Source organism: Nocardia elegans NBRC 108235, assembly GCF_001612845.1.
In the GTDB taxonomy this organism is placed as follows: domain Bacteria; phylum Actinomycetota; class Actinomycetes; order Mycobacteriales; family Mycobacteriaceae; genus Nocardia; species Nocardia nova.
This window is the reverse complement of sequence record NZ_BDBF01000054.1, coordinates 19635-35303: the sequence shown is the minus strand read 5'-3', so window position 1 is coordinate 35303 and position 15669 is coordinate 19635. Positions and strand designations below refer to the sequence as shown.

15 protein-coding genes are annotated in these 15669 nt (G+C 67.9%); 8 read left to right on the top strand and 7 right to left on the bottom strand.

Annotation, left to right across the window (positions count from 1 at the left end; translation table 11 throughout):
* Positions 1-25 precede the first annotated feature (25 nt).
* From NE2_RS29555 to NE2_RS29545, 3 genes are all read right to left on the bottom strand, one after another.
* Complete coding sequence (locus NE2_RS29555; RefSeq protein ID WP_030516754.1) at positions 26-793, bottom strand: glycerophosphodiester phosphodiesterase; 768 nt, start codon at positions 791-793, stop codon at positions 26-28.
* Entirely contained in the window at positions 790-1872 is a 1083-nt protein-coding gene (locus NE2_RS29550; RefSeq protein WP_233429913.1) for a DUF4328 domain-containing protein, read from the bottom strand. Before NE2_RS29550 ends, NE2_RS29555 begins: the two co-directional genes overlap by 4 nt.
* A 75-nt stretch (positions 1873-1947) precedes the next feature.
* On the bottom strand, positions 1948-2331 hold the full coding sequence (locus NE2_RS29545) for a rhodanese-like domain-containing protein (RefSeq protein ID WP_233429912.1): 384 nt from the start codon (positions 2329-2331) through the stop codon (positions 1948-1950).
* Between the two features lie 447 nt (positions 2332-2778).
* On the opposite strand from NE2_RS29545, the gene NE2_RS29540 reads away from it, so the two are divergent.
* The 4 genes from NE2_RS29540 (at position 2779) to NE2_RS29525 (ending at position 6094) form a co-directional block, all read left to right on the top strand.
* Positions 2779-3387: a hypothetical protein gene (locus NE2_RS29540; RefSeq protein WP_063031402.1), complete on the top strand. Its 609-nt coding sequence runs from the start codon at positions 2779-2781 to the stop codon at positions 3385-3387.
* Between the two features lie 260 nt (positions 3388-3647).
* Positions 3648-4271: a superoxide dismutase gene (locus NE2_RS29535; protein WP_030516750.1), complete on the top strand. Its 624-nt coding sequence runs from the start codon at positions 3648-3650 to the stop codon at positions 4269-4271.
* 220 nt (positions 4272-4491) lie between these two features.
* A complete protein-coding gene (locus NE2_RS29530) occupies positions 4492-5019 on the top strand; it encodes a hypothetical protein (RefSeq protein ID WP_030516749.1) in 528 nt (175 codons plus the stop codon).
* A gap of 358 nt (positions 5020-5377) precedes the next feature.
* The gene (locus NE2_RS29525; RefSeq protein ID WP_063031400.1) at positions 5378-6094 is read left to right on the top strand and encodes a TMEM165/GDT1 family protein; all 717 of its coding nucleotides are present in this window, start codon (positions 5378-5380) and stop codon (positions 6092-6094) included.
* Here NE2_RS29525 and NE2_RS29520 read toward each other — a convergent pair.
* Positions 6077-7066 (bottom strand): helix-turn-helix transcriptional regulator, encoded by a 990-nt coding sequence (locus tag NE2_RS29520; RefSeq protein ID WP_063031398.1) that lies wholly within the window; start codon positions 7064-7066, stop codon positions 6077-6079. The genes NE2_RS29525 and NE2_RS29520 overlap by 18 nt on opposite strands.
* Positions 7067-7127: 61 nt before the next feature.
* Between NE2_RS29520 and NE2_RS29515 the strand changes: the two genes are divergently transcribed.
* A complete protein-coding gene (locus NE2_RS29515) occupies positions 7128-7697 on the top strand; it encodes a DinB family protein (protein ID WP_063031396.1) in 570 nt (189 codons plus the stop codon).
* Positions 7697-8134, top strand: a complete 438-nt coding sequence (locus NE2_RS29510) for a VOC family protein (RefSeq protein WP_063016485.1) — start codon at positions 7697-7699, stop codon at positions 8132-8134. The genes NE2_RS29515 and NE2_RS29510 overlap by 1 nt, the downstream gene beginning before the upstream one ends.
* 18 nt (positions 8135-8152) lie before the next feature.
* On the opposite strand, the gene NE2_RS29505 is transcribed toward NE2_RS29510, so the two are convergent.
* Entirely contained in the window at positions 8153-8908 is a 756-nt protein-coding gene (locus NE2_RS29505; RefSeq protein WP_063031394.1) for a TetR/AcrR family transcriptional regulator, read from the bottom strand.
* Positions 8909-9094: 186 nt separating this feature from the next.
* Here NE2_RS29505 and NE2_RS29500 point away from each other — a divergent pair, with 186 nt between their 5' ends.
* A complete protein-coding gene (locus NE2_RS29500; RefSeq protein ID WP_030516743.1) occupies positions 9095-9862 on the top strand; it encodes an SDR family NAD(P)-dependent oxidoreductase in 768 nt (255 codons plus the stop codon).
* 295 nt (positions 9863-10157) lie between these two features.
* Positions 10158-11510: a lipase family protein gene (locus NE2_RS29495; protein WP_084494411.1), complete on the top strand. Its 1353-nt coding sequence runs from the start codon at positions 10158-10160 to the stop codon at positions 11508-11510.
* 121 nt (positions 11511-11631) lie between these two features.
* Here NE2_RS29495 and htpG read toward each other — a convergent pair whose 3' ends face one another.
* Positions 11632-13647: a molecular chaperone HtpG gene (gene htpG, locus NE2_RS29490; protein WP_063031392.1), complete on the bottom strand. Its 2016-nt coding sequence runs from the start codon at positions 13645-13647 to the stop codon at positions 11632-11634.
* Positions 13644-15314 (bottom strand): TM0106 family RecB-like putative nuclease, encoded by a 1671-nt coding sequence (locus NE2_RS29485; RefSeq protein ID WP_063031440.1) that lies wholly within the window; start codon positions 15312-15314, stop codon positions 13644-13646. Before NE2_RS29485 ends, htpG begins: the two co-directional genes overlap by 4 nt.
* Positions 15315-15669 lie beyond the last annotated feature (355 nt).

Here is a 15669-nt window from a genome sequence, read left to right as displayed (position 1 = left end):
CGGCCGCCGGGGCCGGCCGGGTGGATCAGATACCGTCCAGCACGGTCTTGGTCCGGCCGGGATGGTTGGTCGCGACCCAGCTGACGCCCAGCTCCGCGCACAATTCGACGTCCTGGGGATCGTCGACGGTCCAGCAGTAGGTGGCGCGGCCGGCCGCCGCGGCCTTGTCGACGAGTTCGGGATGTTCGCGCAGGGTTTTCACCGACGGGCCGACCGCGGTGGCGCCGACCGTCGTGGCGGCGCTGCCGCCCAGATACCGCGAGGATTCGCCGAGCAGCACGGTCGGCAGCAGCGGAGCGGCGCGGCGGATGCGCCATACCGCGGTGGCGGCGAACGACATCACGACCGCTCGGGAATGGTCGGCCGAGGCCGGTGTGGCGATGCCGAAGCGCTGCAATTCGGCCAGCACCTTGTTCTCCACCAGCGCGCCGTAGCGGACCGGATGCTTGGTCTCGATGAACAGTTTGGTCGGCCGGCTGCGCCAGTCCAGTACCAGCGTGATCAGCTCGCTCAGCGTCAGCACGGGTGCGGGGCTGCCGTCACCGCCGAAGTCGAGTTCGCGCAGCTCGTCGAGGGTCATCTCGCTGACCAGGCCGGTGCCGGACGAGGTGCGGTCCACGGTGCGGTCGTGCACACAGACCAGGTGACCGTCACGGGTCAGCCGGACATCGCATTCGACACCGTCGGCGCCCTCCTCCAATGCCAGCTCGTAGGCGGCGAGGGTGTGTTCGGGACGGGTCCCCGACGCACCCCGGTGCGCGACCACGAACGGTGCGCGATTGCCCTGGCTCACTTGGCCATGACCTCCTCTTGTTCGACGCGCTCCGCTTCGGTGTGCTCGGCTTCGATGTCCGGTGCTTCGATGTGGCCGCCGGCCGACCGGTTGTCGGCTTCCGCCACGGCGACCGGATGGACGGGCTCGATCACCGGCACCGCCGGACCGGTCGCGGGCAACCAGCGCTTGGGCATCCGGATCCGGCCGCGCAGATCACGACCCTCGCACATCCGCAGCACCCACAGCGACAGCACCGCCGCCGCGACCGCGACCAGATCGGTGTAGACCGTGAAGATCACACCGTCGGCTTGGCCCTGCAGCGTATCGGCCGTGCGCCAGAACAGCGACGCGATCACCATCACACCGTTGAGAACCCAGACACACCACCAGATCCGCACCGCGCGCAGCGTGCGCGGATCGCCACCCAGCTGACGGACCAGTTCGGTGAGGAAAACGCCCGGCCAGACCAGATTGACCACCGGAACGATCCCGCCGCACAGCAGCGCCCGCAGGGAGCGGGGATCGCGGCGGCCGTTGTCGGCATAGGCGCTGCGGCGCGCGCGGACCAGCCAGCCGATCAGGCCCACCGCGGTGACCAGCGCGCAGATCAGCGCGGCGACCGAGGTCGCGTAGACGGTGAGGTCGGAGAAGAACAGCAGCAGCGGCTGGATCAGCCGGGTGCGGTTGCGCAGCAGAATCAGATAGCGGCCGAATTCGGCGACCGCCGACAGTCCGAACAGGATGACGGTGGCGAGCAGCAGACCGGCCACCCGTTCGGTCAGCCAGTGCAGGACGGCCTGGACCCGGTTCTGCGGCGTGACGGCGACGTGCGGCGGCCGATCCCGCAGTCCCCAGCGCGGAATCTCGGTGTAGCGCGGGGTGGCCGGATCGACCGCGGGCGTCGGACGCGGACGTTCGCCCCGCGGGCCGCGCCCCGGCGGGCGGGCCACCCAGCGGTAGTTACGCCGTTCCGGCGGCGCGTCGACGGGCGCAGGAGACAGCAGCACACCGCGACAGCGCGGGCACCAGTGCATCGGGCTGCCGTGCACCGCCCAGCGGGCGCCGCACCGGGCGCAGGGTTGCACGACCGTACTCACCGGGCTGCTCCCCCTTCCATCCAGTCGACCTTCATCATCGGGTGTGCGGTTGCGCTCGTGGTGTTCGACGGCTCGTCAGTAGATTTTCGCCTCGTGATCGCCCGGGGTGCTCAGTGGGCGTCCGGCCCGCTGCCAGGCGACCATGCCGCCGACGACCTGGTAGACCTCGAATCCCACGTACGCCAGATACTTGGCGACCTCGATCGAGCGCCCGCCCTGCCGGCAGACCACGTAGATCTCGGCGTCGTAGTCCAGTTCGTCCAGGCGTGCGGGCACGTCGATCATCGGGATGTGCAGCGCGGCCGGCGCGTGGCCGAGCTGCCATTCGTCGGCTTCGCGGACATCGAGCAGGATCGCGGACGGGGCGCCGGCACCGGATCCGGCACCCGCCGACGGTGCGGCGTCGAATTCGGCAGGCAGATCCTGGACCGGCACCGAGAGGATTTCGGAGCTCGTCACAATGGACGATCCTGCCATGTCCCCCGGATCGGCGGGGAGACCCGGCAGTCGATCGCCTGGGTGAACTCCAGGTTTGTTCCGGCCGTCGATACCGTGCCGCACACCCCGGGCACACCGACCTGTGTATATCTCACCCCCAGTTATCCACATAATCCACAACCTCATCCACAGGTTGCGACTTGCGAGACCGGTCGGTTCGCATCATCCGATTCAGGAAAACGGAACGGGGGCCGCTCCGGGACTCCCCTCCTCGTCCCGGAGCGGCCCCCGCCGCCGCCTGCGGGCCTCTGCGCTGGTCAACGGCGTATCACCGGCCGCTACGAGACCCGACACATACTTGGACGGGCGGTCTGACCGATCGGTTCCCTCTCTTCGGCAAAAAAACGACAACACTAGCGAGAAATTGAAATACCGGGCTCGACGGCGGGGAATCGGTAGCCTGACGCTATGGACGCGAGCAGGGCGTTACTCGACGGATTGGATACGGCCGGGCTCAACACCGCACTCGCCGAGGCGACCTGTCTCGGACTCGTGGTCGACGCCGCGGACGCACGACTTCGAATCGAACTGGAGGTGCTCACCCTCCCCGGTGACGGGCAGCCCGCCGACGGCCGGGTGTCGCTCACACTGTCCGGGGTCAGCCGGGTCGCGGCATCCCTGCGCCAGCAGCGCTGGGACGACCTGGAACCACATATCTTCCCCCTCACCCTCGACACCCTCGGGGACGCCATCGCCGGATTCGGCGGCGGCGCCCTGCACGGCTGGGATTTCATCGACGTCGACGACAGCGGCTGGGCGCTGTGGCGCGAGCTGCTGAGCTTCGACACCACGATCAGCGATCGGACCCCTGCCCACGTCCTCGAGTTCTCCCAGCAGGAGGGCACCGATCCCCGCGAACTGGATGTGCGGGTCTGGTTCGAGGACGTCACCATCGAGACCGCCGACGGAAGTCTGGTCGGTCTCGACGAATTCGCGGCCGGCGCCCGGCGCTGGTGGAAGGCGCACGACTCGTGCGATCCGCGCACCATGCTGCCCGACGTCGCACCGCCGATGTAGGGACGGATCGCGCCACCGAAGTGGCGGAACCCGGTATCGGGATCCACGCGAAATGTGCGCCGACATGCGTTCAGCGTGAATAAATCTCCGAGCCGGGGCATATCTCGGGCATGCGCCCTCGATCCTGGCCGCGCAGTCGATTTCGGGCCGTGGGAATCTAGGGTGGACCGGACCCGGTTGCATCGAGCGGGTGTACGAATGAAGGTTGGTGTGCTCGACAAGACCGGGTACACGCGCCGACATCATGAGGAAGGGACATCGTGGCTGAGTACACGCTGCCAGATCTGGATTACGACTACGGCGCCTTGGAGCCTCACATCTCCGGGCAGATCAACGAGATTCACCACTCGAAGCATCACGCCGCATACGTCGCCGGCGTCAACACCGCGCTCGAGAAGCTGGAAGCCGCGCGCGAGGCCGAGGACCACGGCGCGATCTTCCTGCACGAGAAGAACCTGGCCTTCCACCTCGGTGGTCACGTGAACCACTCGATCTGGTGGAAGAACCTGTCCCCCAACGGCGGCGACAAGCCGGTCGGGGACCTGGCCGCCGCGATCGACGACCAGTTCGGATCGTTCGACAAGTTCCGCGCGCAATTCACCGCTGCCGCCAACGGCCTGCAGGGTTCGGGCTGGGCCGTGCTGGGTTACGACACCCTCGGCCAGAAGCTGCTGACCTTCCAGCTGTACGACCAGCAGGCCAACGTGCCGCTCGGCATCATTCCGCTGCTGCAGGTCGACATGTGGGAGCACGCCTTCTACCTGCAGTACAAGAACGTCAAGGCCGACTACGTGAAGGCGTTCTGGAACGTCGTCAACTGGGCCGACGTGCAGGAGCGCTTCGCCAAGGCCGTCGCTCAGGGCAAGGGCCTCATCTTCGGCTGAGCTGATCCGCCTCTTCGCGTACTCAGGCCATACCGTTCCGGTATGGCCTGAGTTGCGTTCGGGGCCGTGTTTCGGCCGTGTTACCTGCGATTTAGCACTCTCTGGTACTTGTGTGCCAGACATTGTTCGAGTCATTCTCGGGTACTCCTATCGCACGATAGGCCGAGGACGGGCTCGCTCACCGCGGAGCCGCCCCCGTTGACAGTTCGGGAGGCATCCGATGCGTACGAACAATCCGGTCGGGGTCACGCCGTTCCAGGCCCGCGGCCTGCTGCGTGGCTTCGTGATCTCCGGGCGCTGGCCCGATACGACCAAGGAATGGGCGCAACTGCTGGCGCTCGCGGTGCGGGTGGCGAGCCTGCCCGGCCTGCTGACCACCACGACGGTCTTCGGTGCGCGCGAAGAACTGCCCGACGACCCGCATCCGGGCACCGTCGGACTGGTGGTGGCCGAGGGGCCGGTATTGGGCGAGGAAGCGATCGAGCCGGGGCGCTTCGCCGATCATGTGCCGCCCGCGCTGATGATGTTGCATCCGCCCTCGGAGACGAATCCGTCGCTACCCGAATGTGTCGGTGCCGCGTCGGGATGCGTTCTGCTGCCGGGCGTTCCGCATCTGGGGCTGGCGCACCGGGCGGCGTGGGTGGAGGCCGAACTCGACGGCACGGTCACCTCCATGGTCAGCCGCGTGGGCGTGGATCCGATCTCGGATCCCGATACCGCGGTGCTGGCCATGCTGCTCGCCGCCTGAGGTCCACGACGCCCCTTCACACCCGCGACACGGCAGTCCGAACGAGGTGCCCCGCCCCGGCGAAATCCCTTCGACGGGTACCCGAAAATTTTCTGCCGCATCGCCAAACTTATTGCGCGCATTGCGATTTCGGCAACAGGGAGTTGGCAGCCGGGTAGGGGTAAGGGTAGGCTGAGATGTAGCGAAGGGGAGTAGCCCGCAATCGCATGGTCGACATACTGATCCGCTGGACGGATCCGGCCATCCGAACCGGTTTTCCGGTGGGCGAGACCTTCGGCCGACGACAGACCGTTCATGCGGCGTGGTCGGCTGAGGGCGCCCGTCTTCGGCCGATACGCCGGAGACCTGGGAGCCGATAATGATCGCCGCGATACTACTGAGCTTCGGCGTGCTCTTCGTCGCCGAACTCGGCGACAAATCGCAGCTGATGGCCTTGACCTTCGCTCTGCGTTACCGCTGGTGGATCGTGCTGGGCGGTATCACCGTCGCGAGCGTTCTGGTGAACGTGATCGCCGTCGGCGTAGGACATTTCCTCGGAGCTGCCCTGCCCACCGAGTTGATCGCACTCTGCACCGGCATCATCCTGCTGGCGGTCGGTGTGTGGACGCTGTGGGCGTCCCGGCACGAGGAACCCGATCCCGACGAGCCCGTAACCACCGGCCCCACCTCCCCCGGCCGCGCCTTCCTGATCGTGATCTCCTCGTTCCTGCTCGCCGAACTCGGCGACCGGACCATGTTCGCCACCATCGCGCTGGCCTCCAATCACAACTGGGTGGCCGTCTGGGCGGGTTCGGTCGCGGGCATGGTCGCGGCCGGCGGTCTCGCCATCGCGATCGGCATCACCGTGGGCAAGCACATTCCGGAACGAGCGGTCGCGGTCGCTTCCGGCCTGCTGTTCCTCTACATCGGTGCCGCCACCCTGCTCGGCGCGGTGGCGCCGGACCTGGGCAAACTCGGCGAGTACTCGCTCGCGGCCGTCGTGCCGCTGCTCGGCGGTGCGGTGTGGGGCCTGCTCGGCCGCCCGGATCGGCCCGAGGAGGAGCCGGCGGAACCGCATTCACTGCACGGGCGCTGAGCGGCCGGCGGCACGGCCCGGTTCGGCTATCGCCGACAGATCGCGGGCCAGACGGGCCGCGGCCTCCCGCAGTTCCGGCGGCTCGACGACGTCGACCTCGAAACCCAGGCGCACGATGCGGACCGCGAGCCAGTCGAGGTCGTCACCGGCCACCGTCAATACCGACCAGCCGTCGCGATCGTCTTCGACGCGGCCGACCTGGGGCGGAATCAGGTCGCGCACCCGGGCGGAATCGGCGTGCACACGGATTCGGGCGAGGTGGCGGTACGGTGCCTCGGCCACCGATCGCTGGACGTAGCCGACCGGGTCCGGATGGGCGCGGGGACGGAAGCGCCAGGTCGTGGCCTGCACCTCCCGCATGCGGTCGAGGCGGAAGGTGCGCCAGTCGTCGCGGTCCACGTCGCGGGCCATGAGATACCAGCGCCGGCCGGTGGTGACCATGCGGACCGGTTCGACGGTGCGTTCACCGGCGACCCCGGTGCGGCCGGCGTAGTGGAAGCGGACCCGGACGGCGTCCCGGCAGGCCCGGGCGAGGGTCATCAGCAACTCGGCGTCGATCTCGATTCCCGGACCGGCCATGGTCTCGGTCGCGTCGTGGACCGCGCGCACCTCGGCCCGCAATCGGGGCGGCATCACCTGATCGAGCTTCGTCAGTGCCCGCAGCGCCGCCTCGCCCGCACCCGCGACGGTTCCTCCGGTGGCCAGGCGCAGCGACACCGCGGTGGCGATGGCCTCCTCGTCGTCGAGCAGCAGCGGCGGCAGCCGCGTACCCGCGCCGAGTTGGTATCCCCCGCCGACACCGGCCGTGGCCTGGACGGGATAACCGATCGCGCGCAGACGCTCGACGTCGCGGCGCACCGAACGATCGGTGACGCCCAGCTCGGCGGCCAGTTCGGAGGCCGTCCACGACGGCCGCCGTTGCAGCAGGGCCAGCAGCCGCAGCACCCGTTCGGTAGTCGCCTCGACGGTCATGTGCTCATGGTGGCACAAATTGCGGAAGGCATCTGTCCGCTATTCGCGCGAAGCTGTGCCCATGACCGACTGGAACAAACTGCTGCGCGAGCAGATCGACCGGCACTGGACCAACCAACTCCGGCCCCGGCTCGACGGGCTCACCGACGACGAGTACTTCTGGGAGCCCGTGCCCGGCTGCTGGAACCTGCACCCGCGCGGCGCCGGCAGCGCACCGATCCAGGGCGGTTCCGGCGCGATGACCATCGACTTCGCCTTCCCGCCGCCGGAGCCCGCGCCGTTCACGACGATCGCGTGGCGGCTCGGCCATGTGATCGTCGGCGTACTCGCCGTGCGCAACGCCGCGCACTTCGGGCGCGCGGCCACCGACTACTACTCGTTCGAGTACGCCGAGACCGCGAAAGACGCACTGGCCCAACTCGATTCGGAATATTCCACCTGGCTGGGCGGCATCGAATCGCTGGGCGAAGACGGCCTCGACCGTCCGTGCGGTGCGGCCGAGGGGCCCTATGCCGAACTCCCGCTCTCGGCACTGGTTTTGCACATCCATCGCGAACTGATCCACCATCTGGCGGAGGTCTGCCTGCTGCGCGACCTCTACCTGCACCGGAACCGACAGGAGGCGAGCTGATGGCCCGCGATGTCCAGATCACCTTCGACTGCGGCGATCCCGCGACATTGGCCGAGTTCTGGGCCGACGCCCTCGGCTACCGGCTGCAGGATCCACCACCCGGATTCCGGACCTGGGACGAGGCGCTGGCGGCCATGCACGTGCCGCCCGAACGGCGCAACGACGCTTCGGCGCTGATCGACCCCGAGGGCGCCGGTCCGCGGCTGTTCTTCCAGCGGGTGCCCGAGGGCAAACAGGCCAAGAATCGCGTACACCTGGACGTGCGGGCAGCCCCCGGCCTCAGCGGCGACGAACGGATGGCGGCCTTGGAGGCCGAGGCCGAGCGGCTCGTATCCCGCGGCGCGACCAGGCTGCAGCGCCACGAACCGGCTCCCCCGCTGGGCAACGGGCATATCGTGATGGCCGATCCGGAGGGCAACGAATTCTGCCTCGACTGAGTCGGCATGCCGCGGTGGTCACCAGGGATCGAAATGCTCCCGCGGATCGGTGCGATCGAGGGCGCCGGGGTCGGCGGGAACGCCGCCGAACAGATCGCCGCTGCGGCGGACCAACTCGAGCATCGGCTCGCGCAACTCACGCAGCCCGTCCAGATCATCGGCCGCGACGTGGGCGGTCACCATGGCGCTGAGGGCGGCCACCATGGTGCGGCACGCGAAGCGCTGCTGATCGGTGCGGGCGTCGAGAATGTCCGCGACGAGTGAGACGAACGATTCCTGCAGTTCCGCGCGCCGCGCGATCGCCTTGGGCCCCGCGGCGTAGACCTCGACGAGGAACAGGCGCGCATAGGCCGGTTCGGAGGCCAGACCGTCGAGGTAGGCGTCGAGCAAGGCGCCGATCGGCGGGCCGGCCGGGGCATCGGGCCGGCGCGCAGGATTTCGTGCGGAATCGCTGCCGCCGGTGCCGGTCCCGGCGGACCGATCCGGCGCCGGCGGCAGCGCATCCTGCATGCGCGCGATCAGCAGTTCCACGGCTCGCTCGTAGGCCGCCTCGAAACAATCCTCTTTCGAGCGGAACTGCTCGTAGAAGGTCTCCCGCGACACACCCGCTCGCTTGAGCACCGCCGCGACCGACGTGCCCACATAGCCGTGTGCGGCCATCGCATCCGCCATCGCCGCGAGGATTCGGTCGCGCTGGTCCTGGACGACCGTTTCCCGCGGGATTCCGTGCCGGCCCCGAGGGAGCCGGCGGTCCGCGGGGGCCGAGGCGGTCATGTGGTTACTCCATCGATCGATCGCGTACCAGTTCGCAAACGAAACTAGCTGGTTGTCTTCCATTCTGCGCGGTTCCGGCTTCCCACGCGGCGCACCCCCGGCTGTGACCGCACCCACGCCCGATATGGTGCTGTTGACGGAAGGCCAGTACCCATAGGGCCGTCACTAACGAGAGGACCAAACACCGTGGAGATTTCGGGCTCCGCCGCGATCATCACCGGAGCTGCGTCCGGTCTGGGCGCCGCGACCGCAAAACGCTTCGCCGACCAGGGTGCGACCGTATTCGGTCTCGATCTGGCTCAGTCGATCGAACGGGCCGGCGACAGCGTCCCCGCCGGTGTCACCCTGATCCCGACCGACGTGACCAGCAACGACGAGGTCGCCGCCGCGGTGGCGAAGGTCGTCGAATCCGGTGTGCCGCCGCGCATCGTGGTCAACTGCGCCGGTGTGGGCTGGGCGGGACGCATCCTGTCCAAGAACGGCCCGCACGATCTGGAGCTGTTCCGGACCGTGATCACCGTGAATCTGCTGGGCACCTTCAACGTGATGCGCCTGGCCGCCGACGCCATCTCCAAGACCGAGCCGGTCGACGAGTACGGCCAGCGCGGCGTCGTGATCAACACCGCGTCGGTGGCGGCGTTCGAGGGCCAGATCGGCCAGATCGCCTACTCCGCCTCCAAGGGCGGCGTCGCCGGCATGACCGTTCCGGCCGCGCGCGACCTGGCCCAGTTCGGCATCCGCGTCAACACCATCGCCCCCGGCATCATCGACACCCCGATGCTGGCCGGCGTCACCGAGGAGTACCGCAAGGGCCTCGAGGCCGGTGTGCCGTTCCCGTCGCGCCTGGGCCGCCCGGACGAGTACGCGCAGCTCGCGCAGTACATCACCGAGCACGACTACCTGAACGGCGAGACCTTCCGCATGGACGGTGCGCTGCGCATGGCGCCGCGCTGACGCTGGGTCCTGGGGGCTTCGCCCCCGCACCCGTAGGGAAAGCTGGGGGCCCGGCCCCCAGCCCCCGGGTGAAGCGAGGCCGACACGAAATCACGTGTCGGCCTTTCGTTTTCGTGGGACGAAGATTTCTGCGGGCATGGCTGCGCTCCGAGTCGGCGGCTCGCCGGTTGTGGGCGGTCACAATTTCGGAGGCGCGGATTCGGGGCGGCTGACGATGAATTTCTCCCCAGCGGGAAATACGGTATGTTAAAGCCTATTCTACTGGGAAGTAAGTTCATAAGGCCAGGTCGTGACGATGAAGTTGGATCGCAGAGCACAGGACTCGAGGGCGAGTGGATCGCCGAGACGGCGCCGCGGGGGCATCCGTCGGATCGTGGCGCTCGGGGCCGCGGCGTGTGCGGGGGCGACACTCGGTGGCGTGGCCGCCGGTACCGCCACCGCCACCCCGGTGAGCGAGTTCTACACTCCCCCTGCGCAATTCGCGACCGCGCCGGGATCGGTGATCAAGACCGAGCCGATGCCGGTGTTCATCGCACCGCCCGGACTCGGGCCATGGCCGGTGAGCGCGCAGAAGGTCATGTACACCTCGCAGACCCAGGACGGTGAGCCGGTCGCGGTCAGTGGAACCTACATCGACGCGACTCGCCCGTGGCAGGGCACCGGGCCGCGGCCGACCGTCGTCATCGCGCCCGGTACCTCGGGTCAGGGCGATCAGTGCGCGCCGTCGGAGGCCTTCTCCACCGGCCTCTACGCCGATATCACGCCGCCGAGCGTCTCCGCGAATCAGGAGGCCGTCTCGGCCATGGCCTGGAATTCGCTCGGCGCCCGGGTCTTCGTGACCGACTACATCGGACTCGGCACCCCCGGCGTCCACACCTACGTCAACCGCGTCGAGGAGGCGCACGCCGTCCTCGATGCCGCGCGTGCCGCGAATGCGCTCTCCGGCACCGGCCCGCGCACACCGCTGGCCTTCTGGGGCTATTCCCAGGGCGGCGGCGCGACCGCGGCCGCGGCGGAACTACAGCCGAGTTACGCACCCGAACTGGACCTGAAGGGCGTCTGGGCGGGCGCGCCGGTGGCCGATCTGTCGGCGGTCCTGCAGAAGATCGACGGCAATCTGATCGGCGGCGTGGTCGGATACGCCCTCAACGGATTCCTGGCTCGTTATCCGGACCTGAAGCCCGAACTGGACAAGCGGGTCACGCCGCAGGCCCAGGAACTGCTCGCGGACCTGCAGAACGAGTGCATCGGCGATGTGATCCTGAAGCACCCGTTCCTGCACGGCAGTGATTTCACGGCCGATCACCGGTCGATCCTGGACAACCTGCGCGAGGTACCGGCCGCCATCGACATTCTGGATCGGCAGCGCATCGGCACGCTCACGCCGAGCGCGCCCGTCCTGATCACCAGCGGCATCAACGACGACACCGTCCCCTACGACCAAGCCCAGCAACTGGCCGGCGACTGGTGCGGCCACGGCGCGACCGTCACCTTCCGGACCGACAATCTGCCGCCGATCCTGCCCGGTGCGGCGCTGCCCAATCACTTCGGACCCGAGATCATCGACGGGTTCGGAACCGACAACGCCATCTCGTATCTGGTCGATCGGCTGAACGACAAGCCGGTCGCCGGATGCACCTTCGACTGAGGACACGGCCTTCGGCGCGGTCCGGACGAGGCGAACTCGTCCGGACCGCAGGAGCTCAGGCGCCGAAAGGGTAGGGCTCGCACGGATTTCCGTGCGAGCCCTACCGTGTCTCCGGATGCGGTCAGACGGTCTTCGTGAGCCGGTCCGCCAGCAGTTGCGCGAAGTGGGCCGGATCCTTCAATTCGCCGCCTTCGGCGAGAATCGCTGTGCCATAGAGCAATTCGGCGGTAGCGGCCAATTCTCCGGACTTCTCGGCGGTGTCCTTGTTCGCGGAGTACGCATCGCGCAGCCCGGTGACCAGCGGGTGCTCCGGATTGAGTTCCAGAATTCGCTTGGATTCCGGCAGGGCCTGTCCCGATGCCCGGTACATGCGCTCCAGCTGCGGGGTGAAGTCGAAGACGTCGCCCACGACACAGGCCGGGGAGGTGGTCAGGCGGGAGGACAGGCGGACCTCCTTGACGCTGTCGCTCAGCGTCTCCTGCAGCCACTTCAGCACATCGCCGAAATCCTTCTCCCGCTGCTCACGCAGCTGTTCGGAGGCTTTCTTCTCCTCCTCGGTCTCCAGATCGACCTCGCCCTTGGCGATCGACTGGAACGGCTTGCCGTCGAAGTCCGGCACCGAGCCGACCCACATCTCGTCGACCGGATCGGTGAGGATCAGCACCTCGAGGCCCTTGGCCTTGAACGCCTCCATATGCGGCGAATTCTCGATCTGCTGCCGAGATTCGCCGGTCATGTAGTAGATCTTGTCCTGGCCTTCGGCCATGCGCTCCACGTACTGCGCGAGCGTGGTGGGCTCGGAATCCGAGTGCGTCGAGGCGAAAGACGAGACCTGCAGGATGGTTTCGCGGTTGTCGAAGTCGGAGAGCAGGCCCTCCTTGAGAACTCGGCCGAATTCGTTCCAGAAGGTCCGGTACTTGGACTCTTTCGCGGTGGCGTCGTCGTCGCCGGATTCGGCCGATTCGGCGCCCTGCATATCCTTGATCGTCGACAGCACCTTGCGCACCAGGCGCTTGCGGATCATCTGGATCTGCCGGTCCTGCTGCAGAATCTCGCGCGAGACGTTGAGCGAGAGATCCTGCGCATCCACCACGCCCTTGACGAAGCGCAGATACTCCGGCATCAGCTCTTCGCAGTTGTCCATGATGAATACGCGGCGCACGTACAACTGCACCCCGCGCTTGTGCTCGCGCATGAACAGATCGAACGGCGCGTGCGACGGGATGAACAGCAGCGCCTGATATTCGAACGTGCCCTCGGCCTTGAGCGGAATGATCTCCAGCGGGTCGTCCCAGGCGTGCGAGACGTGCTTGTAGAACTCCTTGTACTCCTCGTCGGAGACGTCGCTGCGCGGGCGCGTCCACAGCGCCTTCTGCGAATTGAGCGTCTGCTCCTCGAGGATGGTCTTCTCGGTCTTCTCCTCGCCCTCGCCCTCGGTGACGGTGCGCTCCACCTGCATCCGAATGGGCCAGGAGATGAAGTCCGAGTACTTCTTGACGATCTCGCGGAGCTTCCACTCCTGCGTGTAATCGAAGAGGTGATCGTCCTCGTCCGCGGACTTCAAGTGCAGCGAGACCGCGGTGCCCTGAGGCGCGTCGTCGAGGGTTTCGATGGTGTAGGTCGAGCTGCCCGCTGCGGACTCCCAGCGGGTGCCCTCGGACTCACCCGCGCGGCGGGTCGTCAGCGTGACCTTGTCGGCCACCATGAACGTCGAGTAGAAGCCGATACCGAACTGGCCGATGAGGTCCGCGGGAGCGGAGCCTGCGGAGCGACCCGAAGAATCGGCGTCGGCTCCTTTCATTTCCAGCAGCTGACGACGCAGTTCGGCGGTGCCGGACTTGGCCAGGGTTCCGATGAGGTCGACCACCTCGGCGCGCGACATGCCGACGCCGTTGTCGCGGACGGTCAGCACCCGGGCGTCCTTGTCGACCTCTAGTTCGATATGCAGATCCGAGGTGTCGACCTCGAGATCCTTGTCCCGGAACGACTCGAGCCGGAGCTTGTCCAGCGCGTCGGAGGCGTTCGAGATCAATTCCCGCAGGAACGTGTCCTTGTTCGAGTAGACCGAGTGGATCATCAGTTCCAGAAGCTGATGGGTCTCGGCCTGAAACTCCAGTTGTTCGACGTGATCGGTCACGTGCAGATATTACGACGGACCGCGGGTGGCTCGCGAAAGTCGGTCATCGCGGGAACCTCGGCATCGGCGCTGTGCGCGCGGGGTTGCGCGGGCGCCATCCATTCGCGCAGCACCTGGGTCGCGCGCACGTCGTCCTCGTTGTACTCCAGCAGCCGGGTGCGCTGCGACAGATCGGGCGCACCGTCGTAGCCGACCGCCAGGCGATACCAGCTCATCGACGCCTCGCCGCCGGCCTCGGGATCGCGCCAGCCGAATCCGGCGACCGGAGCGATCTTCTTGAGTCCCTTGCCGTTCGGGCAGATGAACTGCTCCGACACCGCCTGGAACATATCCACCCACTGCGGGCTGTCGACGAAGGCGCGGACCTCGTCCGCGCTGGGTACCCCGGGCCGTCCGGCGAAGCGGCGCGCCGATTCGTAGAGCCACTTGTCCTCGGCGGTGCGCGAGTAGCAGTAGGCGGCGAACGTCTTACCCGCAGCGGCCGCGTCGGCGCGCACCGCCATCAACCAGGTCCAGAATTCGGCGAACGAGCGGGCCTCGTCGACGGTCGGCAGCGGGTCCCAGGTGAAGAAGGGGCGATATACACCGTCGAGCAGGGTGCCCCACAGATAGGCGCCGTATTCCTGATAGCTCTCCAGGTCGACGTCGACCTCGACGTCGGCCCGGGTGACGCGCACCCGATCCACGCGGCGGACCAGCGGCGCGCCCGAGATCCAGGCGCGCGCGGTCACCACCGTCTCGGCGAACGGCTCGTACTGCCAGTCCTCGGGTTCGTCCGCGGTCCACTCGGCCAGGTCGTCGATGGTCTGCACGCCGTGGCGGCGCAGCAGTTCGGCGCGGGATCCGGGTGCGACGAGGCTGACGTCGCGATGGTCCGCCAGCCAGCCCTCACAGCTCACCGCGGGCGGTTCGGTGATACCCGTTCGCTCGACGATCGGCGCTCGGGTCCACCACGGGCACTGCCGGCATTCCGGCACCTTCGACGGCACGGTCGGCAGCTCACCCCGCACCACCGCGATGCGGTCGGCGTAACGCCGGTCGTACTCGTCGAGCACCGGGCCCAGGTCGTGCACCAGGATCCGGTCGAAGTGATAGCCGATCGCCCCGCCGACCAGGGCGGGACTGGCCAGCCCGTGCCGCTGCAACATCCGGTAGAGGTGGGCCAGCCGCTGCTGGTCTCGCGGCTGGGTGCGGACGCGGACGTGCCGGTCGGGGCGCGGATCCCAGTGGTACAGATCGGAGGTGGTGGGGTGGAAATCGGCCGGATCGGGCTGGCGCGGATCGGTCACCTTGTGGTTGACCACGATGATCGGGATATAGCCGCCCCGATCGGTGTCGCGCAGCAGGATCTCGCAGCCGCCGCGACGACCGGTATCGGACTCCTGCGGCAGCAACGCACCCCAAATGCGCTGCGCTCCTTCCGAACACGCGCGCAGCGTGTCCTCGGCGCGACCGCTCGCGGTCTGATCCGGATCGATGATCACCCACGCCTGTGGGTCGGCGGCGACGAGTGTGTCGCGGACCTTGGTGCGATGCGCGGTGGCGGCGTCGCGGCGCTGTTTGACCCCCGCGTCCTCGGGCACCCCGAGCAGCCGTTCCGGATGGGTGGCGTCCAGATGCAGCCGATGCCGGCAGCCGACCAGTGCGCGCGCGTCGACGTAGGCGATTCGCGGCGGATGTTCACCGGCCTCGGCGGGGGCCGAGATATTCACCGTATCGGCCGAAACCTGCTGCGCCCGTTCCACTTCGGCGGGCACTACGACGGTTCGGCGAGCAGCAGCCCGCCGCTCGTCGCCTCCGCCGTCCTCCTCGCGACCGTCCCGGTCGCCGCTGCCCGAATACACGGTAAGCAGTATGGTCCCTACCTCCGACACTCCCGCGAACCGCCTGCGTGCAGGGTGTACGCGGGGCCGCTACCTCGGCACTCCCGCCGTCCGGAGCTCGGATCGCCACGCGCGCGAACCGCGAACCGTCCGCCGCGGCGGCGCCCTCGGGTGCGCATCCCGCTACAGTTGGCGCAAA